Origin of the sequence: Streptomyces sp. NPDC085927 (assembly GCF_044540975.1) — a bacterium.
Lineage (GTDB): Bacteria > Actinomycetota > Actinomycetes > Streptomycetales > Streptomycetaceae > Streptomyces > Streptomyces hirsutus.
Window position 1 is genome coordinate 648,554 of sequence record NZ_JBITSN010000001.1, and the last position, 24,910, is coordinate 673,463.

At 73.2% G+C, this 24,910-nt stretch carries 17 protein-coding genes and 1 pseudogene; 7 read left to right on the forward strand and 11 right to left on the reverse strand.

Annotation, left to right across the window (positions count from 1 at the left end):
• Positions 1 to 338: 338 nt before the first annotated feature.
• From ACIF80_RS02975 to ACIF80_RS02985, 3 genes are all read right to left on the reverse strand, one after another.
• The gene (locus ACIF80_RS02975; RefSeq protein ID WP_399798576.1) at positions 339 to 1,502 is read right to left on the reverse strand and encodes a DUF2690 domain-containing protein; all 1,164 of its coding nucleotides are present in this window, start codon (positions 1,500 to 1,502) and stop codon (positions 339 to 341) included.
• A 486-nt stretch (positions 1,503 to 1,988) separates the two neighbouring features.
• Positions 1,989 to 2,633 carry a DUF3017 domain-containing protein gene (locus ACIF80_RS02980; RefSeq protein WP_399798579.1) on the reverse strand — a complete coding sequence of 215 codons (645 nt, stop codon included), beginning with the start codon at positions 2,631 to 2,633 and terminating at the stop codon, positions 1,989 to 1,991.
• The gene (locus ACIF80_RS02985) at positions 2,623 to 3,477 is read right to left on the reverse strand and encodes a bifunctional methylenetetrahydrofolate dehydrogenase/methenyltetrahydrofolate cyclohydrolase (RefSeq protein WP_399798582.1); all 855 of its coding nucleotides are present in this window, start codon (positions 3,475 to 3,477) and stop codon (positions 2,623 to 2,625) included. Before ACIF80_RS02985 ends, ACIF80_RS02980 begins: the two co-directional genes overlap by 11 nt.
• A 366-nt stretch (positions 3,478 to 3,843) precedes the next feature.
• Here ACIF80_RS02985 and ACIF80_RS02990 point away from each other — a divergent pair, with 366 nt between their 5' ends.
• The 3 genes and pseudogenes from ACIF80_RS02990 to ACIF80_RS03000 all read left to right on the forward strand — a co-directional run bounded on the left by ACIF80_RS02990 (position 3,844) and on the right by ACIF80_RS03000 (position 6,648).
• Complete coding sequence (locus tag ACIF80_RS02990) at positions 3,844 to 4,464, forward strand: hypothetical protein (RefSeq protein ID WP_399798584.1); 621 nt, start codon at positions 3,844 to 3,846, stop codon at positions 4,462 to 4,464.
• Positions 4,465 to 4,630: 166 nt separating this feature from the next.
• Positions 4,631 to 4,801, forward strand: a pseudogene (locus ACIF80_RS02995) (FHA domain-containing protein); the annotation flags it as partial.
• Between the two features lie 74 nt (positions 4,802 to 4,875).
• Entirely contained in the window at positions 4,876 to 6,648 is a 1,773-nt protein-coding gene (locus ACIF80_RS03000) for a protein kinase (protein WP_399798587.1), read from the forward strand.
• A 260-nt stretch (positions 6,649 to 6,908) separates the two neighbouring features.
• Here ACIF80_RS03000 and purH read toward each other — a convergent pair whose 3' ends face one another.
• Together purH and purN are read right to left on the reverse strand one after the other, a co-directional pair.
• Entirely contained in the window at positions 6,909 to 8,471 is a 1,563-nt protein-coding gene (purH, locus tag ACIF80_RS03005) for a bifunctional phosphoribosylaminoimidazolecarboxamide formyltransferase/IMP cyclohydrolase (RefSeq protein ID WP_399798591.1), read from the reverse strand.
• Positions 8,468 to 9,106, reverse strand: a complete 639-nt coding sequence (gene purN / locus ACIF80_RS03010; protein WP_399798594.1) for a phosphoribosylglycinamide formyltransferase — start codon at positions 9,104 to 9,106, stop codon at positions 8,468 to 8,470. Before purN ends, purH begins: the two co-directional genes overlap by 4 nt.
• A gap of 409 nt (positions 9,107 to 9,515) precedes the next feature.
• Here purN and ACIF80_RS03015 point away from each other — a divergent pair, with 409 nt between their 5' ends.
• A complete protein-coding gene (locus ACIF80_RS03015) occupies positions 9,516 to 10,316 on the forward strand; it encodes a hypothetical protein (protein WP_399798597.1) in 801 nt (266 codons plus the stop codon).
• A gap of 199 nt (positions 10,317 to 10,515) precedes the next feature.
• On the opposite strand, the gene ACIF80_RS03020 is transcribed toward ACIF80_RS03015, so the two are convergent.
• Entirely contained in the window at positions 10,516 to 12,153 is a 1,638-nt protein-coding gene (locus tag ACIF80_RS03020) for a DUF6350 family protein (RefSeq protein ID WP_399798600.1), read from the reverse strand.
• A gap of 96 nt (positions 12,154 to 12,249) precedes the next feature.
• Between ACIF80_RS03020 and ACIF80_RS03025 the strand changes: the two genes are divergently transcribed.
• A complete protein-coding gene (locus ACIF80_RS03025; RefSeq protein WP_399798603.1) occupies positions 12,250 to 13,479 on the forward strand; it encodes a helix-turn-helix domain-containing protein in 1,230 nt (409 codons plus the stop codon).
• Positions 13,480 to 13,630: 151 nt separating this feature from the next.
• On the opposite strand, the gene sucD is transcribed toward ACIF80_RS03025, so the two are convergent.
• The 5 genes from sucD to ACIF80_RS03050 form a co-directional block, all read right to left on the reverse strand.
• Positions 13,631 to 14,515, reverse strand: coding sequence for a succinate--CoA ligase subunit alpha (sucD, locus tag ACIF80_RS03030; RefSeq protein WP_399798606.1), 885 nt, complete (start codon positions 14,513 to 14,515; stop codon positions 13,631 to 13,633).
• A gap of 21 nt (positions 14,516 to 14,536) precedes the next feature.
• On the reverse strand, positions 14,537 to 15,715 hold the full coding sequence (sucC, locus tag ACIF80_RS03035) for an ADP-forming succinate--CoA ligase subunit beta (protein ID WP_399798608.1): 1,179 nt from the start codon (positions 15,713 to 15,715) through the stop codon (positions 14,537 to 14,539).
• A gap of 881 nt (positions 15,716 to 16,596) precedes the next feature.
• Positions 16,597 to 17,784, reverse strand: a complete 1,188-nt coding sequence (locus tag ACIF80_RS03040; RefSeq protein ID WP_399798611.1) for a VWA domain-containing protein — start codon at positions 17,782 to 17,784, stop codon at positions 16,597 to 16,599.
• A 106-nt stretch (positions 17,785 to 17,890) separates the two neighbouring features.
• Positions 17,891 to 20,332 (reverse strand): DUF5682 family protein, encoded by a 2,442-nt coding sequence (locus tag ACIF80_RS03045; RefSeq protein ID WP_399798614.1) that lies wholly within the window; start codon positions 20,330 to 20,332, stop codon positions 17,891 to 17,893.
• Complete coding sequence (locus ACIF80_RS03050) at positions 20,329 to 21,468, reverse strand: AAA family ATPase (RefSeq protein WP_399798616.1); 1,140 nt, start codon at positions 21,466 to 21,468, stop codon at positions 20,329 to 20,331. The genes ACIF80_RS03045 and ACIF80_RS03050 overlap by 4 nt, the downstream gene beginning before the upstream one ends.
• A gap of 133 nt (positions 21,469 to 21,601) precedes the next feature.
• Between ACIF80_RS03050 and ACIF80_RS03055 the strand changes: the two genes are divergently transcribed.
• Together ACIF80_RS03055 and ACIF80_RS03060 are read left to right on the forward strand one after the other, a co-directional pair.
• On the forward strand, positions 21,602 to 22,966 hold the full coding sequence (locus ACIF80_RS03055) for an SWIM zinc finger family protein (protein WP_399798619.1): 1,365 nt from the start codon (positions 21,602 to 21,604) through the stop codon (positions 22,964 to 22,966).
• Between the two features lie 103 nt (positions 22,967 to 23,069).
• On the forward strand, positions 23,070 to 24,827 hold the full coding sequence (locus ACIF80_RS03060) for a DUF5691 domain-containing protein (RefSeq protein ID WP_399798622.1): 1,758 nt from the start codon (positions 23,070 to 23,072) through the stop codon (positions 24,825 to 24,827).
• The last annotated feature ends 83 nt before the right edge of the window (positions 24,828 to 24,910 follow it).

The window sequence follows — 24,910 nt, forward strand, 5'->3', positions numbered from 1 at the left end:
GGCTCCATGTGGCCCGTCCCACAGAGTGACCGAGGGATACACGAGCGTACTCAGGGAAAGGCGGCCGCCCGTCCGGGAGAGGGGGACGGAGGCGGCCGCCGTTCGGGTGACCGATCCTTCCGGACTCCCGTGGGGGGTGACCTTCACGTGCCCGGTATCCGCCCTCCCATGCCGATCCCGCGCCACGAACTTCCCGGGGAGTCTCCCCGGGCCTGCGCCGGAGGCCGTACCGGCGACGTGCCGACGGGTGTACCGGAGGCCGTACCCGCGACGTGCGCCGCGCACCCCTCGGTGCCCGCCGCGCGCACCCCTCGGGTCGGCGGGCACACCGGGCGGCCCTACTCCGCGGCCCCCGCCTCCTCCGTGCACCCTTCCTCGCCGGAGGCCAGTACCACGCAGGCCCGGGCGTCCGTCGCCTTCGCGACCGCCGTCATCGGGGTGTACGTGACCGTGTCGCCGACCTCGGTGATGCCGGCGCTCTGCTTCGTCTTCCCGCCGGTGATCTCGACCTTGTCGCCCTGAGCGGCCTGGGTGATCCGGCCCCACGCGGCACCGCAGATCTTGCTGTAGCGGACCTCGACCAGGGTGGTGCCGACGGTCGCCGTCTGCGTCGTGGTCACGAGGTCGCCGCTGCACCCCATGCTCTCCGCGTCCTTGCCGTCGCAGCTGTCACCGCTGCACTCCACCCCGGCGGGCAGATTCGCGGGCACGGAGGCCGTGGGCGAGGGGGACTTCGCGGCCTCGCCCTCCTTGTCGCTGTCGAGTCCGGTGACGTAGAACGCGGAGGCGATCACCACCAGCACGCCGACGGCGCCCGCGACGAACGTCCCCGTCCGTCGCTTGCCCCCGGGACCGCCGGAACCGCCACGGCCCGCCGTTCCCCGGGGCGGTGTGCCCGGCGTACCCGGGGAACCCGGCGTGTGCCCGCCACCGGCGGGCTGCGCGGCCGGGTACGCCGGACCGCCCTGACGGCCCGACGGGGACGGTCCGGCGTACCCGGCCATGCCCCAGGAGTTCGTCCCCGACGCGTCACGGACGTCCGAGGCGGTGGGCTGCGGGGGCACGGACGGTGAGACCCCGGCCGGCCCGGCGACGCCCGGCCGGACCGCGGCGCCCCCGTCCTTGCGCCCTCTGCCGCCCGCGCCGGCCGACGACGGTCCGGCGAGCTCGCTCAGCGCGGAGCGCGCCTGCGAGATCCTGATCGCCTCCATCGTCATGTCGTGACGCATCTCCGAGCGGCTCCAGGCCCGCTCGGCCAGCTCCCACATCGTGGTCAGGTGCACCGGATTGGTCCCGGTGACCTCGGCCAGGGCCACGATCGCGCCCTTGGGCGCGAGCAGCCTGCCGTTCAGATAACGCTCCCAGGACGTCTTGCTGTAGCCCGTGCGGTCCGAGACCGACGCGACGCTCATGCCGCTGCGGTCCACCACCCGCCTGAGCTGGCTCGTGAACTCCCTGATCTGCGGATCGAGTTCATCCGGCAAGGCCTTCCAACGAGGCATTGCTTCCCTACCTTCCCCCCGGTCGTGCTGGTTTTTCCCTCGCGCGTGGTGCCTCTGCCGAGTCCCTGGTCTGGCTACCCACATGGATGCCGCCAGTCAGGATCTCAGTTCCCAGGGTGGGGGCGCACGGGAGCGTCAGGGCCGCGGGCATGCGGCGTTGCACGCTCACCCGCTCGTGTCCCCAGTCTCCCACCGGCACTCCCTTCGGCCGAACAGAACCAGCACAACGCGTGGGACATCACGATTGTCCGGGATCGTCATGATTATCACGCCGGTTGCCCTCCGGAGGTGCTTCGGGCGCACGTCGGGAAGTTCCCAGAGCCATCCGGGGGACGTAGCGGAATGGTCACTTCCGTGCCACAGCGCCCGGAGAGCCGTTGAACAGCCGGTTCGCGGTGCAGGAAGGTTGTTCCCGGCGGCGGCCCGTCCTTTCACGGGGGTGAGGACGGGCCGCCGTTGACCGGACGGCACGGGGCAGCAGCGGCGTCAGCTGTTGCTGACGGTGAAGTGCAGAGTGTCCTTCAGGAACGGGATCTCCAGCAATGGATGGGGCTGCACCATCAGCGCCAGCAGCACGATCGCGAGGCCCAGCCCGCCGTAGGTGACGATGTCCGTGAAGCGGGAGCGCACGGCGAGCATGCCGACGTCCGGCACCGCCCAGCGCAGCACCCCGCCCGCCAGCAGCGCCGCGCCGATCAGCAGCGTGCCGACCCGGAACAGGTCGAACGCCGTCAGCAGCAGGCCGAGTCCGGCCATGAGCAGCACCGCGAGGATCGGCCACTGCCGGGCGGGCGCGGGAGCGTCGCCGGGTGCGGCCCGGCCGCCGCCCTCCGGACGTGCGGTGTCCCTGGTGAACAGCGGGAAGCGGCGGGTGACGCGCCGTGGCCGCCCCTCGGCGTCGGGTGCGCTGACGGGGTCGGTGACGGTGAAGTCCTCGACGGCGACGTCCTCGAGGACGTCCTCGACCGGCTCCTGTTCCTGCTCCTGGGCCTGTCCCTGGGTCTGTCCCTGCTCCTGCTCCGGGGGCTCTTCCTCTCCCTGGGCCTGTTCCCGCTCCTGCGTCCCGCCGGGGTTCGTCCCGGTCCCGCGGGCCCTGGTCTCCGCCTCTCGGGCGCTGTGGTCAGCCGGCACTGCGCTCCGCCGCCTCGACCACGTTGACCAGCAGCTGGGCCCGGGTCATCGGGCCGACACCGCCGGGGTTCGGGGAGATCCAGCCGGCCACCTCGGCCACGCCCGGGTGCACGTCGCCCACGATCTTGCCCTCGGCGCTGCGGGAGACGCCGACGTCCAGGACGGCCGCGCCGGGCTTGACGTCCTCGGGGCGGACGAGATGGGCGGAGCCGGCGGCGGCGACGATGATGTCCGCGCGCTTGAGATGCGCCGACAGGTCGCGGGTGCCGGTGTGGCACTGGGTCACGGTGGCGTTCTCGCTGCGCCGGGTCAGCAGCAGCGGCATCGGGCGGCCGATGGTCACCCCGCGGCCGACGACCACGACCTCCGCGCCCTTGATCTCCACGCCGTAGCGGCGCAGCAGGGTGAGGACACCGTTGGGGGTGCAGGGCAGCGGGGCGGGCTCGTTCAGGACCAGGCGGCCGAGGTTCATCGGGTGGAGGCCGTCGGCGTCCTTGTCCGGGTCCATGAGTTCGAGGATGCGGTTCTCGTCGATGCCCTTGGGCAGCGGCAGCTGGACGATGTACCCGGTGCAGGACGGGTCCTCGTTCAGGTCGCGGACGACCGCCTCGATCTCCTCCTGCGTGGCCGTTTCGGGGAGCTCCCGCTGGATGGAGGCGATACCGACCTGGGCGCAGTCCCGGTGCTTGCCGGCGACGTACTTCTGGCTGCCGGGGTCGTTCCCGACGAGGATCGTGCCGAGGCCGGGCGTGACGCCCTTCTCCTTCAGCGCCGCCACGCGGGCGGTCAGATCGGACTTGATCGCTGCTGCGGTGGCCTTGCCATCGAGAATCTGGGCGGTCATGGTCCCATCCTCGCGGATGACCGGGCCCGGGTTCCAATCCGCTCGCATTCCGGGCGCCGCGCACCGGGGTCGCACCCGGTTCGTACCGGGGCCGCGCGCCGGGCGGCCGCGAGGTTCGCGATCCCACACGCCGGCCCCGGCCCACTACCGGACCGGCCGTGTTCCACCCGCATCCGGCCAAGATCAGCATTGTTGCACTTGCACAACACAATCCGCCTGTGGCTGGACAACCGGCAGATCCGTCGAGAACGATGAACGCACAGTGCCGCGGGCAGTACCGGGGGGACGGACCGCATCTGTAGAGCTTCCTCCGAACCGCGCTCCGCGTGTCCCCGCACCTGAAGCGACGACGGAGGAAGAACCGCCATGAGTTTCGGCGACCCGAACAACCCCTATGGGCAGCCGCCCCAGCAGCCCGGCCAGTCCGGCCCGCCCGGCTACGGCTACCCCCAGCAGCAGCCCCCCGGCCAGCCCGGTTACGGCTACCCCTCGCCCCCGGCGTTCCCGCAGTCCTACGGACAGCCGGGTCCCGTGGCGGTCATGCCGGGCAGTGTGACGGCCGCGCGTGTGATGTTGTTCATGCTGGGTGGCCTCCAGGCCCTCAGCGGTCTGCTGATGATCGTGGCCAGCGGCTGGTTCGCCGACTACTTCGAGGAGATCGTCGCCTCCGACCCGAGTCTCTCCTCGGACCCGAACATCTCGTCGGACGACGTGGGCGCCATCGGCGCGGGCATCATGATCGTGCTCGGAGTGATCGTCCTGGGGTTCGCGTTCTGGGCGATCCTCACCGCCGTGAAAATGGCCACGGGACGCGGCGGGGTGCGCGTCTCCGCGATCATCTACGCCTCGGTGGTCACCCTGTTCAGCGTGATCAGCCTGTTCACCGCCAACGTCTTCGCGCTGATCAGCCTGATGCTCGGTGTCCTGATCATCGTGTTCTGCGCCAACCGGAACGGAAGCCACTGGTTCAACCGGCCCCGGTACTGAACCCCTTCGGCCACCGAACCGGTTCCGTCGCTGTTCCGGTTCCGCCGGGTATCACTTCCGGCCAATCACGCACCAGGGCCGTGTCTCACCCGTATGGAGGGGAGACACGGCCACGGTGCGTCGCCCTAATCTGACGGAGTAGCCGTCAGGCACGGGGAGACGCACCTTGTACAGCATCATCGTCGTACCTCCGCCGACCCCGGGGGACGCAGGACACCGCAGCGCACGACTCCGGCTCGCCCCGGGCGAACGTCTCGCCCTCGGCCGGGCCGCGCAGGTCGACGACCTCCGTATCGACCACGCCGAGGTCTCCCGCCGGGCCGGTGCGATCACCGCCCCCGCGTTCTCGGTGGACCGTGCCACGCGTTGCTTCGCGGTGCCGGCCGCGGCGCCCTGCCGCCAGACGGCCCGGTGACCGAGCCCTACGCCGTCACGGTGCCCAAGGGCTACCGGGTCGGCGTGTGGGAGGTGCGCGAACCGATCGCCACGGGCGCCTTCGGCAGTGTCTACGCCGCGCGGCGCACCGGCGACGGCACCGGGGGCGAGGACGGGGACGGGAAGGCGCGGGGCGGTCCCGGAGCCGGAGACCCGGACGGTGAGGCCGGGAGGGCACCCGCCGGGCGGGCGGGCACGGGCACCCGGGACCGGAGCGGGCACGAGGACACACTGCCCAGGTCGGCCGCGCTGAAGTTCCTGCCCACCGGCACGGGTACGCCCCGCCAGCTGAACCATCTGCGCGAACTGGTGGAGCGCGAGGTCGAGTTATTGCGGCGGATCAGCAGACCCCGGCTGATCCGGATGTACGAGACGCTCACCGTCGACGACCCCGGCCGCCCCGCGCTGGACGGCGCCACCGTCCTCGTCCTGGAGAGGGCGGAGGGTTCCCTGTCCGCCCTGCTCGCCGCCTCGCCCCGGCCCGGGACCGGACCGGCGCTGCTCGCGCAGATCTGCGAGGGGCTGGTCCAGCTGCACCGGGCGGGCTGGGTGCACGGCGACCTGAAACCGGCCAACGTCCTGCTGATGGCCGACGGTTCGGTTCGGCTCGCCGACTTCAACATGGCCGCCGAGCTCGAAGGCACCCACGCCTACACCTCCGCCTTCGCCACCCCCGACTACACCCCTCCCGAGCTCCTCCGGTCCGAGATCGGTGAACGGGGCCGCCGGATCCGCCCGTCCGCCGATGTGTGGGCCTTCGGCGTCCTCGCCCACCTCGTGCTCACCGGCACGTTCCCGCTGCCCGGCGCCACCCCGACGGTCCGCCGGGACGCGGCCGCCGCCTACGCGCGCGGCACCGACGAGCTGCGGCTCTCCCCCGCACTGCCGGACGCCTGGCGGGACGTCGTCCACGCCTGCCTGGCCCGGACCCACGAGGACCGCATCACCGGGGAGACCTTGCTGCGCCGGGTGCGGACGGCGGCCGGCTCGGACCGTCCCCCGCGCCGCCGGTGGCCCCGGCCGCCCCTGCCGTCCCGGCGGCCACGGGGGAGCCGGCCGTCCCGGCGGCTCCGGTCGCTTCCCGGACTCCGCCGGTCGCGCCGCGGTGTGCTCGCCCCGGTCGTCGCGGCCGGCGCCGCCGTAGCGGCACTGGCCGTCCTGGCCGTCCTGGGCGCTCTCGGGTACGGCGTCGGCCCCTGGGCCGGCTCGTCCGACGGCGGCGCCAAGGGCACCGGCGGCACCGCGAACGTCGGCGCCTCCTCGTACGGCGCCGACGAACTCCGCACCGACCGGGGCATTCCGCCCGCGTACCGGCTGCTGATCGTGGAGACGGCGCACGACTGCGGGCGGAAGGACGTCACCCCGGTGCTGCTCGCCGCCATGCTGAAGGTCGAGAGCGACTTCGACCCGGACCTCTCCGATCCGGCCAAGGACGAGTACGGCATCGCCCGTTGGACGCCGTCGGTGCTGCGCTGGTGGATGAACGCGGACGGCACCCCGGGCGAGACCGTTCCCGAACCGCCGTTCCCGCCCGCCGAGTCCATTCCGGCGATGGGCCGCTACCTGTGCTGGATCGCGCCCCGGCTGGAACCCGGACTGCCCACCGATTCCCGGCTTCTGCTCGCCGCCGCCTATCGCACGTCGTACCGGAAAGTGAACGACGCGGGCGGAGTTCCCCCGAACTACCGCACGTACGCCGACCGCGTCGCCCACTACCTCAAGGAGTACACGCCCCCGGCCGGGAAGTGACCCCGGGACATCCGGGGTACCGCGCCGCGGGCGCCCCGGGCACGGTGCGAGCACACCGCTCCGGCGGTACGACACCGACGTTCATGGGGGGACAACAGGGAACGTCATCAAGCCCGCCGTACTGATCCTCGCCGCCACCGGCCCGGTCGCCGGCTCCACGGCCGCGGCCACCGCCGTGCCCCGGGCGGCCGGACGGCCGCCCGGGGCACGGGCATGTGGTGTCGTGTCATGTCGTGTCGTGTCGCAGGACGGCGCGGCGCTCAGTGGAAGAAGTGCCGCGTCCCCGTGAAGTACATCGTCACACCGGCCTTGTTCGCCGCCTCGACGACCTGCTCGTCACGGACCGAACCGCCCGGCTGGACCACGGCCCTGACGCCGGCCCCGGTGAGGATCTCCAGGCCGTCCGGGAAGGGGAAGAAGGCGTCGGACGCGGCGAAGGAACCGGCCGCGCGCTCGGCACCCGCCCGCTCCACCGCGAGCTTCGCCGAGTCGACCCGGTTGACCTGGCCCATGCCGACGCCGACCGAGGCGCCGTCCTTGGCGAGCAGGATGGCGTTGGACTTCACGGCCCGGCACGCCTTCCACGCGAAGGCCAGCTCGGCCAGCTCCGCCCCGGACAGCGCCTCGCCGCTCGCCAGGGTCCAGTTCGCCGGGTCGTCGCCGTCGGCCTGGAGGCGGTCGGTGACCTGGAGGAGGGCGCCGCCGTCGATCGGCTTGACCTCGACCGGGGCGGCGGGGGCCTCGGCGGCGCGCAGCACGCGGATGTTCTTCTTCTTGGTGAGGGCCTCGAGGGCGCCCTCCTCGTAGTCCGGCGCGACGACGACCTCGGTGAAGATCTCGGCGACCTGCTCGGCCATCTCCCTGGACACCGGGCGGTTGACCGCGATCACACCGCCGAACGCGGACAGCGGGTCGCAGGCGTGCGCCTTGCGGTGCGCCTCGGCGACGTCCGCGCCGACCGCGATGCCGCACGGGTTGGCGTGCTTGATGATCGCGACGCACGGCTCGCTGTGGTCGTACGCGGCGCGGCGGGCGGCGTCCGTGTCCGTGTAGTTGTTGTACGACATCTCCTTGCCGTGCAGCTGCTCGGCCTCGGCCAGGCCGCCGGTGCCCGAGGTGTAGAGGGCGGCGGGCTGGTGCGGGTTCTCGCCGTAGCGCAGGGTGTGGGCGCGGTCGTACGTGGTGCCCAGGAAGTCGGGGAACTGCGACTCGTCGACCGGGGCGTACTCGGAGGCGAACCAGGAGGCGACGGCCACGTCGTACGCGGCGGTGTGCCGGAAGGCCTCGGCGGCGAGCCGCTTGCGGGTGGCGAGGTCGAAGCCGCCGTCCTGCACCGCCGCCAGGACGTCGGCGTAGCGGGCGGGGCTGGTCACCACGGCGACCGAGGGGTGGTTCTTCGCCGCGGCGCGCACCATCGACGGTCCGCCGATGTCGATCTGCTCGACGCACTCGTCGGGCGTCGCGCCCGAGGCGACGGTCTCACGGAACGGATAGAGGTTCACCACGACCAGGTCGAACGGCTCCACGCCCAGCTCGCCGAGCTGCTGCCGGTGGCTGTCGAGGCGCAGGTCGGCGAGGATGCCGGCGTGGACCTTCGGGTGCAGGGTCTTGACGCGGCCGTCCAGGCACTCGGGGAAGCCGGTGAGTTCCTCGACCTTGGTGACGGGGACGCCGGCGGCGGAGATGCGGCCGGCGGTGGACCCGGTGGAGACGAGCTCCACGCCGGCCTCGTGCAGGCCGCGCGCGAGGTCCTCGAGGCCGGTCTTGTCGTAGACGCTGACGAGCGCCCGTCGGATGGCCCGCTTGTTGCTCTCGGCGGTCACTGGATAACTACCTTTCGTCCCTCAATGCGATAGCCGTTGCGGGCGAGCCGCCCCACGACCTCGACGAGCAGCCTTCGCTCGACTTCCTTGATGCGCTCGTGCAGCGCGCTCTCGTCGTCCTCGTCCCGGACCTCCACCACGCCCTGCGCGATGATCGGCCCGGTGTCGACGCCGTCGTCGACGAAGTGGACGGTGCAGCCGGTGACCCTGGCGCCGTACGCGAGCGCGTCCCGTACGCCGTGGGCTCCGGGGAAACTGGGCAGCAGGGCGGGGTGGGTGTTGACGAACCGCCCGCCGAAGCGCGCGAGGAACTCCTTGCCCACGATCTTCATGAACCCGGCGGAGACCACGAGGTCGGGCTCATGGGCGGCGACGGCCTCGGCGAGCGCCGCGTCCCACTCCTGGCGGGTGGCGAAGTCCCCGACCCGGCACACGAAAGTCGGCAGTCCGGCGCGCTCGGCGCGGGCGAGTCCTTCGATGTCCCCGCGGTCGGCGCCGACGGCCACGACCTCGGCTCCGTACGCCTCGGCACCGGCGGCGCCGATCTCGTCGAGGAGCGCCTGAAGGTTGGTGCCGGATCCGGAGACCAGCACGACGAGACGCCTGGCGCGCTCGGCCACGGGCTTGGCGGCCACGGTGGGGCCCTTTCTCGGGGAGCGCTGGTGCGGTCGGAGACCAGCACTTTGTACATTCGTACGAATGCTTCGCGCCCTCGGATACGGGGAAGCCTACGAAGCGGCCGACCGCCAGCAACGATACCGGCACGGTGAGCGGCCCCCACGGGACGGGGGCGTGGCCGGAAGGTAGCGTCTGGGAAGAGCCGGTTCGGGAACGTCCGGGAACGCCCGGTCGCCCGGGAACGCCACCTGTGCACCAAGCGTTCACAGGACTGGACGCCGAGACCGGGGACGGACGGGAATGCTCCGGCTCAGCCGTGCATGTCCAGCCCGTCGAGCAGTAGCCGTAGAAGTAGAAGCAGTGATCGAGCATTAGTCGTCACAGTCGTCATTCGATGGACTTGATTAAGGGGAAGACGCTCACTTGATGCCGGACCGCAGCCTGCGATTCCTCACGTTCCCCCAGCCGTCGGTGCAGGGAGGGGAGCGTGGCGCCGTGCTGCTGCGGGAGCGCCCCTCCTCGCCGCCCGAGACGCCCCAGGGCGAGGGTGGTGGCGGCGACAGGCGCCGTGGCTCCGAGGAGAACAATCCGTTCGCGCCGCCACCGGAAGGGACTCCCGACCAGCCCTGGCAGCCCCGGCACCCGTCCGGCGACGAGGGTGGTGGCGGCCGCGGAGACGGCGGCGGCCGCTCCCTCTGGGGCGGGCGGTGGAGCGACCGGCAGCCCGGCCGTTCCTCCGGAGGCTTCGGCGAGCACCCGCGCGGTCCGGAGGGACAGGGCGGCGGCGGGGCCGGCGGCCCTCAACGCCCCGGCCCGCGCTGGGATCCCACGGATCCGGCCCAGCGCCGGGCGCGTTACTCCCTGCTGTCCGGCATGTGGGCCTTCTTCTTCGCCCTGTTCGGCTGGCCGTACGTCGCGCTGCTGCTGGGCGCGCTCGCCGTGCACTGGTCCGTCAGCGCCCTGCGGGCCAAGCCCCGCGCGGCCTCCGACCCCGACTCCCCGGCGGCGCCGCCCGAGCAGACGGGCCGGCCGCAGACCACGGCGGCGGTGAGCGGGTTGGTCACGGCCTCCCTGGCCCTCGTCCTGGTCGCCGTCAGCTTCACGGCACAGATGGTCTACCAGGATTACTACACGTGCACGAGTGACGCCCTCACCCAGCAGTCCAAGGAATCCTGCAACGACCTCCTGCCGGACGAGCTCCGGAACCTGCTCGGGACGGCGGACTGACGGCCGACCGGCCGGTCGCCGCTCCCCGCCCTCGCTTCCCGAAGTCGCCCCCCGCCTTGCAGGGCGGGGGGCGACTTCGGCGTTTCGGGAACGGTGGGGTGGCCACTGCCAGGAAGGCCATGGCGGGGGAGGTCATGGCTGGGGGGATCACCGCTGGGGAGATCACGGCTGAGGAGGTCTCGACCCGACCGAGGCGGTCTCAGCCGAGGCGATCTCGGTCGAGGCGATCTCGGTCGAGGCGATCTCGGTCGAGGGGTTGACGACCGAGGGGATCTCGGTCGGGGACGGGGTCCGTCGGGAGCAAGTCGTAGGGGGCGGCGGCGCCCCCGAGCCGTCGACCGCCCGCCGTCGTGCCAGGGCCGCCCTTCGGTGGCTCACGGCGCGGGCTGCCGATCCGCGGGATCCGTGCCCGCGCGCCCGCCCACGCCCCTGCCCACATCTTCCCGCCCGCGCCCGCCGGTGTCCGCTCCGCCCGTCCGCTCCGGGGTGCGCGACGCCGCCGGGCCCGTACCACCAGGGCCGTCACCGTGGCCACCAGCCCGATCCACACCAGTGTCGCGCCCCCCGTCTGCCACCACACCGGCCCGAACCGGGAGAGCGCGGCAACCCCCATCGGCCCGCCCGCCAACGCGGCGAGCATCGCCAGCAGGGCCGCACACAGCGCCGCCGACAATCCGGCGACACCGGCCGTCCGGCCCGGAGACCAGACCGCGTCCGGCCCCTGCCCCGACCGCTCGCCTCCGGACCTCACCGGGCGCCCGGCCGTGGTGGCACCCTTCGCGACGTACCACCCCGCCACCACTCCGGCCGCCAACGGCACTGCCCCGGCCGCCCAGTTCACCGGCGTCCCCGCTCCCGCGTCCGGCACCGCCGCAAGGAGCGGGAACGCGGGCAGCAGCGGGGCCGGTGAGGCGGAGAGCGGTGTCACGGCATGGCCGACGCCGAGGAGGAACCCGGGACCCAGGGCGTACGACGCCGCCCACACCGCCGCGTTCGGCAGCAGGGTGACGCCGAGCAGCAGCACCGCGACCCGCCCCGACCACCCCTCCGTCAGCCCCAGGAAGGCCCCCTGGGTCTCGCCGCCGTGCCACAGCAGTGACACCGTCAGCAGCAGCGCCCCGCCGCCGACGAGCACCGCCGTCCCGGCCGCTGCCGCGCGCGCCGCGACGCCGAGGCGTCCGTCCGGGCCGAGGAGCAGATGGCGTACCCCCCTCGGCAGCAGCGCACCCACGGTCCGTTCCAGCGGCCCTCGCGGACAGCCGTACGCCCGCCACACCCCCACGCCCGTGGCCACCACCGCGACCAGCGGCACGCACACGCCCGCCGACGCCCACGCCGGCCGCAGCCCGCCACCCGCGGCGTAGAGCGCGGCGGGCACGCCGACGGCCAGGTAGCCGAGGACGACGCCCGCCCAGGCCGTCGGGCCGTCCACGAGCGGGGCGTCGTCCGACGCGTCCTGCTCGTCCGACGCGCCCCCGTCGGTGGCGTCGCGGGCCGCCCGGTGCAGCAGCCACACCGGGAGCGCGAGCAGCAGCAACGGCTGGACGCCGAGCGGGGCCGGCCCACCGGAGAGCGTGTCGGTGCGGACCAGTTCGGCACCGTGCGCCAGCAGCCACAGCGCCGCCGCCGTGCTCAGTGCGCCGTCGGGTCCGCTGTCCGGGTACGGCGAGCTGATCCACAGCAGGATCACGAGCATGGCGAACGCGGCGAGCCCGAGCCCCGCCGCGAGGGCGCCGCCGAGGAGGGCGGAGTCCAGCCCGGGCGAGCGGTCGCGCATCCGGGTGAGCAGGAGGGCCGGCCTGGTTCGGCGGGCGGTCGTCTGGATCACACCCGCCATGCTCCCAACGACACGCGCTTTCCCTGCGTAACAGGCGAAGCACCGCCGTGTCACCCAATATATGGTTATGTACTTTTCCGCACGAAGGGGCGTCCTGTGACACGGAGCCCTGCCACCCCCCTCCCCCCGCCCGAGGAACGCCGACGCCTGCGCGAGTCCCGCTCGCTGACCCAGGCTCAGCTCGCCCGGCGGGTCGGCGTCAGCCGCGAGACGGTGCGTGCGTGGGAGTCCGGCCGCGCCGCACCACGCGGCCGGAAGGGAGAGGCGTACACGAAGCTGCTGACTGCCGCCACCCCGACGGAACCCGAGCCCGCCGGGCGGCAGGGATCCCCGGCATTTTTCGAACCCGCCGAATTCTCCGCGCCCCCCGGGCCCCCCGCGCTCGTCAAGTCGTCCAATCCCTCGGCGCGTTCGGCCAAGCCTTCCCCCGTGCGTCCTGCCGGGCGGAGTGTCCTGCTGCCGCCCGTCCGGCCCGTCGGATCCGTCCGGCCCGTCCGGTCCGCCCAGGAGGAGGCCGTCGATCCCACCGCCCTGACGCCCGCTCAGGCGTTCGACGCCCTGTACGCCTTCTGCGCCCCGGCGCTCGTACGGCAGGCGTATCTCCTGTCCGGCCGTCGTGACCTGGCACGTGAATCGGTCGAGCGGGCCTTCCAACTGGCCTGGGACCGCTGGCCCGAGGTGGCCCGCGACCGCGACCCGGCCGGCTGGGTGCGCGCGGCGGCGTACGAGTGGGCGCTCTCCCCGTGGCACCGGTTCCGGCCCCGCCACCGGCGCCCGGAACCACCGCCCTCGCAGCCTTCCGACCGCGCGCTGCTGGACGTTCTGCTGCACCTGCCGCCGCCGTACCGCCGCACGGTCGTGCTCTACGACGGTGTCGGCCTCGACCTGCCGGAGACCGCGGCGGAGACGGAGGCGAGCACGCCCGCGACCGCGAGCCGTCTGCTGCACGCACACGAGGCCCTGGCCGCCCGGCTGCCGGAACTGTCGGATCCGCTCGTACTGCACCAACGGCTGGCCGAACTGGCCTCCGCCGCACACCTCCGGCCGGCCGAACCGCCGGAGGTACGCGAGGGCAGTGAGCGCAGGGCCCGCTTCTGGACCCGGGCCGCCATCGCCTTCACGCTCGCCCTGATCGGCGCCACCGCGCTCACTCTGCACACGGCTCCCACCCGCTACGACCCGCCGGTGCCGCCCGGCGAGACGGTCCAGGGGGTGCCGCCGCGCGTGGCACCGGGGCCCCTCTCGGACAAGGAGCGGAAGCTGCGCACCAAGCTCCGCGAGGAACTGCTGTACGGCCCGGAGCGGCTGGCACCGCAGCCATGGTGACGGACCCGGGTCCGGACGCGGATCCGGGTCCGGGTCCGGGTCCGGGTCCGGGTCCGGGTCCGGGTCCGGGTCCGGGTCCGGGTCCGGGTCCGGAACAACGGATGGGCCCGTTCCCCCGAGGGGAACGGGCCCATCCGTGTGCTGCGGCTGATCAGCTCGCGAGGATCTCGCGCGCCAGCTTGGCCGTCTCGGTCGGCGTCTTGCCGACCTTGACGCCCGCGGCCTCGAGGGCCTCCTTCTTCGCCTGGGCGGTACCGGACGAACCGGAGACGATGGCGCCGGCGTGGCCCATGGTCTTGCCCTCGGGCGCGGTGAAGCCCGCGACGTAGCCGACGACCGGCTTCTTCACGTTCTCCTTGATGTACGCCGCGGCCCGCTCCTCGGCGTCGCCGCCGATCTCGCCGATCATCACGATCAGGTCGGTGTCGGGGTCGGCCTCGAACGCGGCCAGCGCGTCGATGTGGGTCGTGCCGATGACCGGGTCGCCACCGATGCCGACGGCCGAGGAGAAGCCGATGTCACGCAGCTCGTACATCATCTGGTACGTCAGCGTGCCGGACTTCGAGACCAGGCCGATGCGGCCCGGCTTGGTGATGTCGCCCGGGATGATGCCGGCGTTCGACTGGCCCGGGCTGATCAGACCGGGGCAGTTCGGGCCGATGATCCGGGTCTTGTTGCCCTGCGACACGGCGTACGCGTAGAACGCGGCCGAGTCGTGGACCGCGATGCCCTCGGTGATGACGACCGCGAGCGGGATCTCGGCGTCGATGGCCTCGACGACGGCGGCCTTCGCGAACGCCGGCGGTACGAACAGGACGGATACGTTCGCACCGGTCTTCTCGATCGCCTCGGCGACCGTACCGAAGACCGGGATCTCGTTGCCGTCGATGTCGACGGAGGTGCCCGCCTTGCGCGGGTTCACACCGCCGACGATGTTCGTACCGTCGGCCAGCATGAGCTTGGTGTGCTTCATGCCGGTGGCACCGGTCATGCCCTGGACGATGACCTTGGAATCCTTGTTGAGGAAAATAGCCATGGCTGTTTAGTCCCTCGTCCCTTACTTCGCAGCCGCGAGCTCGGCGGCCTTGTCGGCCGCGCCGTCCATGGTGTCCACGCGCTGCACGAGCGGGTGGTTGGCGTCGGAGAGGATCCTGCGACCCAGTTCGGCGTTGTTGCCGTCCAGACGCACGACCAGCGGCTTGGTGACTTCCTCACCCTTGTCCGCGAGCAGCTGCAGCGCCTGCACGATGCCGTTGGCGACCTCGTCGCAGGCGGTGATGCCACCGAAGACGTTGACGAACACGGACTTGACGTCCGGGTCGCCGAGGATGATCTCCAGGCCGTTCGCCATGACGGCGGCGGAGGCGCCACCGCCGATGTCGAGGAAGTTGGCGGGCTTCACGCCGCCGTGCGCCTCACCGGCGTAGGCGACGACGTCCAGGGTGCTCATCACGAGCCCCGCGCCGTTGCCGATGATGCCGACCTCGCCGTCGAGCTTGACGTAGTTGAGGTTCTTCTCCTTGGCGGCGGCCTCGAGCGGGTTGGCCGCGGCCTTGTCCTGGAGGGCCTCGTGGTCGGGGTGACGGAACTCGGCGTTGTCGTCCAGGGTGACCTTGCCGTCGAGGGCGAGGACGTCACCGGAGGCGACCTTGGCCAGCGGGTTGACCTCGACGAGGAGCGCGTCCTCGGCGATGAAGGTCTTCCACAGGGTGACGAGGATGTCGGCGACCTTGCCGGCCACCTCGGCCGGGAACTTCGCGGCCTCGACGATCTCGCGCGCCTTCTCGGGGGTCACGCCCTCGTTGGCGTCGATCGGCGTCTTGGCGACGGCCTCCGGACGGGTGGCCGCCACCTCCTCGATGTCCATGCCGCCCTCGACGGACGCGATGGAGAGGAATGTGCGGTTGGCACGGTCGAGGAGGAAGGAGACGTAGTACTCCTCGACGATCTCCGGAGCGGTCTCGGCGATCATCACCTTGTGGACCGTGTGGCCCTTGATGTCCATGCCGAGAATGTCCGTCGCGCGGGCGACGGCCTCGTCCGGGGTTGCGGCCAGCTTCACGCCACCGGCCTTGCCGCGGCCACCGACCTTCACCTGCGCCTTGACGACGGACTTGCCGCCAAGACGCTCGGTGATCTCGCGCGCCGCCTCAGGCGTGTCGATGACTTCACCGGCCAGCACCGGTACATCGTGCTTGGCGAAGAGGTCCCTCGCCTGGTACTCGAACAGGTCCACGCGCTTCCGTCCCTATCAGTGATCTCGCGGTTCGTTGATGCGTGGGCGTGCCGCGAAGGGCAACGTGACGACGTCCGCTGTGTCACAAGGGAAGCGCACACGGTGACCGAGCGCGCGGCATGTCCACCTCGCAGGCTATCGCCGGTTGCGTGGCCTCTCTAAATCGCGGGGTCACACCTGAGCGGTGATACCTGTCACATGATGCCCGGATTGGTGACACAGAGTGCCACCGATGAGTGGCCTCACCGGGCTGGGGTTGACCCGGTGAGGCTCGCCGCACACCCGGAGAGGCAGGGGTGCCCCCGCTCTCCGAGGTGCCGGATGCCCGGCTCCCACCCCAATGGGGCCGGCTCACCCCGTCCACGGGTTTTACGGCCGGACAAGCCGAGAGCCTTCGGTCGCCCGTGGCGGGATCCCCTGGATTCTCCCTTACTCACGAGTCAGATTTCGTGCGCGCCGGGCGGAACATGCCGCCCGGCGCGCGGAGTGCGGCATGGGCGCGCGGGGCGACGCGGCGTTCATGGCATATATGACGTATGTGACACGTGCGGCGCGAAGCCGTGCAGAACGTACGGGCTGCGCGGGCGGCATCCGGCTCGGGAGGTCCAGGGCTCGGAATGTCCGCACGCGGAGGGCGCCGGGTAGACCCGGCAGGCGGGCCCACGCCACCGCGAAGGGTTCCGGACGGACATGGTCGGCCGAGGGAGCACGGCCCGCTCGTGGCGGGTCTGCCCAGGCCGGAGAGACGGGGACGAACAGGAAGCAGCGGGGGAGGGCGCACGGTGACGAACGGGAGCGTCCCCGTGACGCGGGACCGTGGCCGGCGGCGGTGCGGCTGCCCGTCGTACCGCCTCTCCTCCCTCCTCGTTCCTCACGTCTCCTCACACGGGGTCCGGTACCGGCAGCGGCCGTTTCTCGATCGCCGCGGCCATCACCTCCGGGAACAGGTCGGGCGTACAGGCGAACGCCGGCGCGCCCAGTGCGGCCAGTGCGGCCGCGTGTTCCCGGTCGTAGGCGGGCGCCCCCTCGTCGGACAGCGCCAGCAGCGTCACGAACTGCACCCCGGACGCCTTCATCGCCGCGACCCGCTTGAGCATCTCGTCGCGGATGCCCCCTTCGTAGAGGTCGCTGATGAGTACGACCACCGTCTCCGCCGGCCGGGTGATCTGCGACTGGCAGTACGCCAGTGCCCGGTTGATGTCCGTACCGCCGCCGAGCCGGGTCCCGAAGATCACGTCGACGGGGTCGTCGAGCTGGTCCGTGAGGTCGACGACCGCCGTGTCGAACACGACGAGCCGCGTGTCGATCGACCGCATGGACGCGAGGACCGCCCCGAAGACCGACGCGTACACGACGGAGGCCGCCATCGACCCGGACTGGTCGATGCAGAGGACGACCTCCTTCTTCACCGACCGTGCGGCACGCCCGTAGCCGATGAGCCGCTCGGGCACGACCGTCCGGTACTCGGGGAGGTAGTGCTTGAGGTTGGCCGCGATGGTGCGGTTCCAGTCGATGTCGTGGTGGCGGGGCCGGTCGACGCGGGCGCTCCGGTCGAGGGCACCGGTGAGGGTGGCCCGGGTGCGGGTGGCGAACCGCTTCTCCAGTTCGTCGACGACCTTGCGGACGACGGCCCGTGCGGTCTCCTTCGTCGTCTCCGGCATCGCCTTGTTGAGCGACATCAGGGTGCCCACGAGGTGGACGTCGGCCTCGACCGCCTCCAGCATCTCCGGTTCCAGGAGGAGGGTGGCGAGCCCGAGCCGGTCGATGGCGTCGCGCTGCATGATCTGGACGACGGAGGAAGGGAAGTAGGTCCGGATGTCCCCGAGCCAGCGCGCCACCGACGGCGCGGACGCCCCCAGCCCCGCCGAACGCTCCTGCCCTGCCTGCGGCTTGCTTCCCTTCTGCGGCCCGTCCTCCTTGCCGTAGAGCGCGGTGAGCGCTCCGTCCATGGCGGCGTCCTGCCCGGACAGGCTGCGTCCGGTACCGTCCGCCGCGCCCCCGCCCAGCACCAGCCGCCACCGCCGCAGCCGTTCCTGCTCCTGCTCCGCGTCCGTCACCACGGCAGGCATGTGTCCCCCCTTCGTGCCGTCGTCCTTCGTGCCGGGGTCTTCGTCCTGTGCTCGTGTGTCCTGTGCACGCGGGCCCTGCGGCTGTGCGTCTTGTGCCGTCCGCCGGTCATCGCGCTGTCCCGACCAGGCCGGCGCGCGCGTCCCCGTCGCCGCCTTCACCGCTCCGGGTGTCCTCGTCCAGGCCGAGCAGCAGCCGCACCACGGGCAGGACCGCGTCCGCGCGACCGGAGTCGAGGCCGGGCGCGAACCCCGGTGCCCCGAATCCGGTGGCCGCCGAGCCGTTCGGTGCCCCCGGTCCGCGCCGGACCAGCTCACCCAGCGTCCGCCGGACCCCGGACTCGTACGCCGAGAACGTCCGCCGCAGCAGGGGCAGTACGTCCGTGAACGCCTCCGTCGGCACGCTCGTCAGCCACGCGTCGACCAGTCCGAGGAGCCGCTCGTCGTGGACGAGGAGCAGGCCGCCGCCCGAGCCGCCGACGAAGCCCTCGATCCACGCCGCCGCATCCGCCGGTGCCGTACCCGGTGACGACAGCACCAGCCCCATCTGCCGGGCCGCCTCGTCCTGCGCCAGCTCCCCGTCGTCCAGCAGCAGGCGAACGGACCGCCCCCGTACCACCCCGGGCACGGTGTCCCGCGTCGCCAGCGTGCGCAGCACCGACGCCCAGCGGGCACGCAGGTCCCCGTGGCCCGGTGCGGGCGCGTCGCCGAGGAGGCCGACCGCCCCGTGCACCGCGTCGAGATGGCGCCGCATCTCCTCGGCCGCGTCCGCGTCCAGTCCGGCACACGCCGGAGGCAGGCCGACCAGGATCCGCTCCGCCAGCCCGGCGGCGACCTCCGCGAGCGCCGCGGTGCCGGTGCCGCGCACATCGCCGTAGCGCAGCGAGCGGACCAGGGCCGGCAGGGCCTGGGCAAGATGGCCGACGTCCGAGTCGAGGGCCGCGCGGTCGGCGAGTATCCGCATCACCGTCGGCAGAGCGTCGGGCAGTGCGGCCAGGAGGCAGCGCTCGGCGAGCCCGGTGACCTCGGCCAGGCCCTGCGCGGCGACGGCGTCCGCCTCGGCCTTGGCGGTCGCGGCGGCGCGTACGGTCGTCCCCCATATCCCGGCCTCGGCGACCCGCACGGACAGTTCCGGTTCCCAGTGCAGCCGCCAGGCCTCCCGGAAGGTCCCCGTGCTCCCGTACGAGGCCGTCGGCCGCCCCCAGTCCACGGCGAGCAGCCGCAGCCGGTGCAGCAGTCTGCTGCGCTCCCCGTCCGTCTCCTTGCGCAGGTCGAGTTCCAGTTCGCGCTCCGCGGCCTCGGGCTTCAGCCGCAGCCTGCGCTGGGTCCGTGTGAGGTCCCGCTGGAGGGGCACCGCGGGCGCCGCCGCCGGCACCTCCCCGAGCACGTCACCGACGATCAGCCGGTCGTGCACCAGCGCCAGCGGCACGTCGGAGCCCTCGCACATCACCGCCCGTACCGCGTCGGTCGTCTCGCCCAGTCCGGGCAGGGGCCGGCCGCGCATCGCGGCGAGCGTGTCCGCCAGCCGTACCGCCTCGATGACATGGGCGGAGGACACCATCCGGTCCTCGGCCCGCAGCAGCCCCGCCACCTTGGTCATCCACCGCTCGACGGGCCGGTCCACCGCGTCGAACAGATGGCCGTACCAGCCGGGCGAGTCGATGCCCGCGCCGTATCCGCTGAAGCGGGACAGCCTGCGGTTCGTCCACGGCACCCAGGTCATGTCCGCCTTGACCTTCGGCAGCCCCTTCAGCAGTGCCCGGTCGGCGGCGACGGTGGCCTTCCGCCGCAACGCGGGCACGTGCCAGGCACCGCAGACGACGGCCACGCCGCCCCCGGACTCGCGCTGCGCCTCCCGGATCCGGAGCCGCATGTACGCCTCGCGCACAAGGTCCCGTCCCGGCGCCACGGGAGAACCCTGGCCAGGATCCGGGGCCGGACCCTGTCCCCCGCTCCCGTGTTCCTCCCGCAGCGCCGTCATGGCCTCCTCCAGGGCGGTGAACGGTGCGAGCGCGTCGCCCCTCTCGCCCACGCCCCGGTGCTCGACGACGTCCTCCCACCACCGCTCGGCGTCGTCGTACCCGGCGGCCTCGGCCAGCACTCCGAGCGGATCGATCCGCACCTCGCCGTCCGACCCGGCGCCGGCCGCCCGCTCCCCGTCGTCGCCCTCGTCCGCCGTGCCCTCCTTGTTCACCCCGTCCGTCTCCTCGTCCCTGCCCCAGGCCAGGCTGTGGGCGGCCGGCAGGTCGATGAAGCGGGCCGGGACGCCGTGCTCGAGCGCCCAGCGGATCGCGACCCACTCGGGGGAGAAGTCGGCGAGCGGCCAGAACGCCGAGCGGCCGGGCTCGTCCACGGCATGGGCGAGCAGGGCGACCGGCGGACGCATGTCGTCGTCCGCGGCCAGCGGAATCAGATCGTTCGCCTCGGGCGGGCCCTCGATCAGGACGACCTCCGGCCTGGTCTCCTCCAGGGCGGCCCGCACCGCCCGCGCCGACCCCGGCCCGTGGTGCCGCACCCCGAGCAGCACCGGCCCCGCTCCCCGGCCGTTCACGCGCCGGCTTCCCGGCAGGCCCGGTAGAAGTCCGTCCAGCCGTCGCGCTCGCGGACGACGGTCTCCAGGTACTCCTGCCAGATGACGCGGTCCGCCGCCGGGTCGCGGACGACCGCGCCGTGAATGCCCGCCGCGACGTCCCCGGCCCGCAGCACGCCGTCGCCGAAGTGGGCCGCCAGCGCCAGCCCGTTGGTGACGACGGAGATCGCTTCTGCGGTGGACAGCGTGCCGCTGGGCGACTTCAGCTTCGTCCGGCCGTCGGCGGTGACGCCGTCGCGCAGCTCGCGGAAGACGGTGACGACCCGGCGGATCTCGTCGATGCCGTCGGGCGCGGCCGGCAGGTCGAGGGAGCGGCCGATCTGGTCCACGCGGCGCGAGACGATGTCGACCTCCGCCTCGGGGGTCTCCGGCAACGGCAGCACCACGGTGTTGAAACGGCGGCGCAGGGCGCTGGACAGGTCGTTGACCCCGCGGTCGCGGTCGTTGGCGGTGGCGATCAGGTTGAAGCCGCGGACCGCCTGCACCTCCTGGCCCAGTTCGGGAATCGGCAGTGTCTTCTCCGACAGGATCGTGATGAGCGTGTCCTGGACATCGGCGGGGATACGGGTCAGTTCCTCGACGCGGACCGTCATCCCGTCCGCCATCGCCCGCATGACGGGGCTGGGCACGAGGGCGTCGCGGCTGGGCCCGTGGGCGAGCAGCCGGGCGTAGTTCCAGCCGTAGCGGATGGCCTCCTCCGGGGTGCCGGCGGTGCCCTGGACCAGCAGGGTGGAGTCGCCGCTGACCGCGGCGGCGAGGTGCTCGGACACCCAGGTCTTCGCGGTGCCGGGCACTCCGAGCAGGAGCAGCGCGCGATCGGTGGCCAGGGTGGTGACGGCGACCTCGACGATGCGGCGCGGGCCCACGTACTTGGGTGTGATCACGGTGCCGTCCGCCAGCGTGCCGCCGAGCAGGTAGGTCGCGACGGCCCACGGGGACAGTTTCCACCGGGCGGGCCGCGGGCGGTCGTCCTGCGCGGCCAGTGCGGCGAGTTCGGCGGCGAAGGCGTCCTCGGCATGCGCCCGCAGGACCTCGGCCTCTGCCGCGGAGCCGTTCCGACGCGGGTCGACGGGTGTCGGTTCAACGGAGACAGTCATGGCGGAGTCCCCCCTCCAGCTCAGCCGGTTCGGATCTGGCGACCACCCTGCACCACGCCACTGACAATCGCTGTGACCTGGGCAAACGCAATCGCCGGGGTGATTGTCAGTGGCGGGATCTACCTTCGGTGGCATGACTTTGCAGGGGGTGCGCTGGACCGCGGACCAGGTGCTGGCCTTGGCGCCCGACACCGCGTCGCGCAAGGCGGGAAGCAGGCTCGGCGCGGCCGGTCCGTGGTCCGAGGCCGGCAGGTCGGGCGAGGGGGCGGTGTGGGGGCTGTGCAAGGGCAGCGGCAGCGAGCCGTACCGGACGGTGGTCGACCTCGCGGACGTCTCCGGGCCCGCGTACAAGTGCAGCTGCCCGAGTCGTAAGTTCCCGTGCAAGCACGCGCTCGGGCTGTTGCTGCTCTGGGCGGGTGACGAAGACGAAGGGGCGGTGCCGCAGGCCGAGGTGCCGGAGTGGGCCGGTCAGTGGGTCGAGGGCAGACGCGGGCGCGCGGAGCAGAAGAAGGCCACGGCCTCCCCCTCGGGCCCCTCGTCCGGGCCCGCCGATCCGGAGGCGGCCCGGCGCAGGGCGGAGCGGCGCGCCGAGCGCGTCACGGCGGGTGCGTCGGAGCTGGAGCAGCGGCTGGCGGACCTGCTCCGCGGCGGGCTGGCCACGGCGGAGCGGTCCGGGTACGGCCTGTGGGAGGAGACGGCGGCCCGGATGGTCGACGCCCAGGCGCAGGGACTGGCCGCCAGGGTGCGCGAGTTGGGGTCGGTCCCGGGCACGGGTCCGGGATGGCCCTCCAGGCTGTTGGAGGAGTGCGCGCTGCTCCACCTCCTCGATCAGGGCTGGCTGCGTCGCGAGCGGCTGCCGGAGGGCCTGGCCGCGACGGTCCGCTCCCGCGTCGGCCTGCCGGCCTCGGCGGACGGTCCGCCGGTGCGCGACCGCTGGCTGGTCCTCGCCCAGTACGACACGGCGGACGCGCGGCTGACGACCCGCCGGATCTGGCTGTACGGCACACAGTCGCGGCGCACCTCACTGCTGCTCTCCTACGGTGCCGCCGGGCGTGCCCCCGAACCGGCGCTGCCGGTGGGACTGGCCCTGGACGCGGAGCTGTCCGCCTACCCGGGAGCGGGGCAGGCGCGGGCGGCGCTGGGCGAGCAGTTCGCGCCGCCCGCCCCTACCGCCGAGCGGCCCCCGGGGACGACGACGACCCTGGCCACCGCCCGGTACGGCGACGCGCTGCGCGACGATCCCTGGCTGGATTCGGTGCCGGTGACCCTGGACCGGGTGATACCGGTCCCGGACGGCGACTCCTGGCAGCTCGCGGACGCGGACGAGGACACGGCCCTGCCGCTCACTCCGGCCGCGCGTTCCCGTCCCGGCCTGTGGCGTCTCGTCGCGCTTTCGGGCGGCGCACCCGTCAAGGTCTTCGGTGAGTGCGGGCACCGGGGATTCACCCCGCTGGCGGCCTGGCCGGAGGGGCCCGGAGAGGTGGTGCCGCTGTGCTGAGCCGCCTCGCCAGGCCCTTCCCCGGCCGCTCCTTGGGCATCGCCGCACACCCGGCGCGCAAGACCCCTCGGCCGCTCGCGGACACCCGCCGGAAAGGAATCTCATGAACAGGACCGTCACCGCCGCGGCACCGCCCGGCCCGCACGGCACCGCCCCCTCCGGCCCGGTCTCGCACACCGCGGGCTCGGCGGACACCTCGGGCGTATCGAACCCGTCGAACCCGTCGGCCTCGTCGGCCTTGTCAGACTCGTCGGCCTCGTCCCTCCCGGACGTCTGGGAGGACCTCGTGACCACCGCTCTGCTGGGGACGGATCGCCGCACTCCGGCGGGCTCCGCATCCGGTGCGAACGCCCCGGCGGCCCTGCTGGACGCAGCGGCCGTGGCGACCGTACGGCGGCGGGCCGGGCTGTGCCCCGCCGGGGCGGCCGAGCGTCCGCGGCCGGCGCCCGAGGACCCGCGTCCCGGGCTGCCGCCCGCCGCCGCCCGCCGGCTGACGATGCTGCTCACCGACCGCTCCGGCGCCTCCGGCGGTGGCCGCCGGGGCGCGGCCCCGGACCTGCTGGAGCTGCTGCCCCAGTGGCTCGCGGCAGCGAACGCCCACGGTTTCGCGGCGCCCCCGCCGGCGCTGCCCGCCCTGCTCGACGCCGCGCGGGGGCGTACGGATCTGCGGCCGGCGGCCCTGCGGTTCGCGGGACCGCGAGGCCTGTGGCTGGCCCGCCTCAACCCGGACTGGCGGTTCGCCCTGCGCTCGGCACCGGGCGGGGACACGTCGCTGCCGGGGCCCGGGGACACGGAGAGAGTCCTGCGGCTCTGGCAGGAGGGTCTCTTCGCGCAGCGGGTCGCCCTGCTCTCCTCGCTGCGCTCCCGTGAGCCCGCCGCCGCACGCGAACTGCTCGCGACGACCTGGGCGACGGAGCGGGCCGAGGACCGGCTGATGTTCCTCGACTCGCTGCGCGCCCGCCTGGGCCCGGACGACGAGCCGTTCCTGGAGCAGTCGCTCGGCGACCGCAGCCGCAATGTACGGGCGACGGCCGCCGAGTTGCTGTCGGCGTTGCCCGGCTCGGCCTTCGCGCAGCGTATGGCGGTCCGGGCGGGGGCCTGCGTGGCCGTGGACCACACGGGGGACGCGCCCATGCTCACGGTCGAGGCGCCGCACGAGTGCGACGCGGGCATGGAGCGGGACGGCGTGGTGGCCAAGGCTCCCGCCGGCCGGGGCGAACGGTCTTGGTGGCTGGGGCAGTTGGTGGAGTCAGCGCCTCTGGGTACGTGGTCGCGCCGGCTCGGCGGGCGTACGCCGCAGCAGATCGTGGCCCTGCCGGTCGGGGACGACTGGCGGAGCGAGCTGCACGCGGCCTGGTGCCGCGCGGCGGTGCGCCAGCGGGACGCCGAGTGGGCACAGGCGCTGCTCGGCGAGCCCTCCGCCGCGGAGGCGGGTGGCCCGGGGGCGGTGTCCCTGGCCGAGCGCGCCAAGCTCCTCGGCACGCTGGCTGCCGCCGACCGGGCGGAGTGGGTGGCCGGGTTCATCGGGACACACGGCCTGCCGGACGCGTTCCAACTGCTCGGTGTGTGTGCGGTGCCATGGGCGCCGCCGCTCGGGCGGGCCGTGGTGGACGCGCTCAACATCGCACGGGACGCGGGGAATTACCCCTGGAGCTTCAGCGGTGTCATGGGCCTGGCCGAGCGCTGCCTCGAGCCCTTGGAGGCGGGCCGCCTCGATGCGCTCCTGGCCGTACCCGACGAGGCGGAGGACGCCTCACCGGGTGCCGGCGGCTACTGGTCGGAGGCGTTCCAGCGGCTGGTCAGCACGCTGCGCCTGCGTGCCGCGATGCTGGCGGAACTGAACCCGGCCGCCCAGCCCTGACACGCTTTCCCGGCACAGCCCGCCGAACCCCGAACCCGGACCCGCGCACCCTCACGAGGCAGGGCCCCCGGGGGCCGGCAGCA

Excerpts from the sequence above, each read along its gene's own strand:
- ACIF80_RS02975 (WP_399798576.1), bottom strand. The coding sequence starts at position 1,502 with ATGCCTCGTTGGAAGGCCTTGCCGGATGAACTCGATCCGCAGATCAGG.
- sucD (WP_399798606.1), bottom strand. The coding sequence starts at position 14,515 with ATGGCTATTTTCCTCAACAAGGATTCCAAGGTCATCGTCCAGGGCATG.
- ACIF80_RS03020 (WP_399798600.1), bottom strand. The coding sequence starts at position 12,153 with ATGGCGGGTGTGATCCAGACGACCGCCCGCCGAACCAGGCCGGCCCTC.
- ACIF80_RS03055 (WP_399798619.1), top strand. The coding sequence starts at position 21,602 with ATGACTTTGCAGGGGGTGCGCTGGACCGCGGACCAGGTGCTGGCCTTG.
- ACIF80_RS03015 (WP_399798597.1), top strand. The coding sequence starts at position 9,516 with ATGCCGGACCGCAGCCTGCGATTCCTCACGTTCCCCCAGCCGTCGGTG.
- ACIF80_RS03040 (WP_399798611.1), bottom strand. The coding sequence starts at position 17,784 with ATGCCTGCCGTGGTGACGGACGCGGAGCAGGAGCAGGAACGGCTGCGG.
- ACIF80_RS02990 (WP_399798584.1), top strand. The coding sequence starts at position 3,844 with ATGAGTTTCGGCGACCCGAACAACCCCTATGGGCAGCCGCCCCAGCAG.
- ACIF80_RS02985 (WP_399798582.1), bottom strand. The coding sequence starts at position 3,477 with ATGACCGCCCAGATTCTCGATGGCAAGGCCACCGCAGCAGCGATCAAG.
- ACIF80_RS03060 (WP_399798622.1), top strand. The coding sequence starts at position 23,070 with ATGAACAGGACCGTCACCGCCGCGGCACCGCCCGGCCCGCACGGCACC.
- ACIF80_RS03050 (WP_399798616.1), bottom strand. The coding sequence starts at position 21,468 with ATGACTGTCTCCGTTGAACCGACACCCGTCGACCCGCGTCGGAACGGC.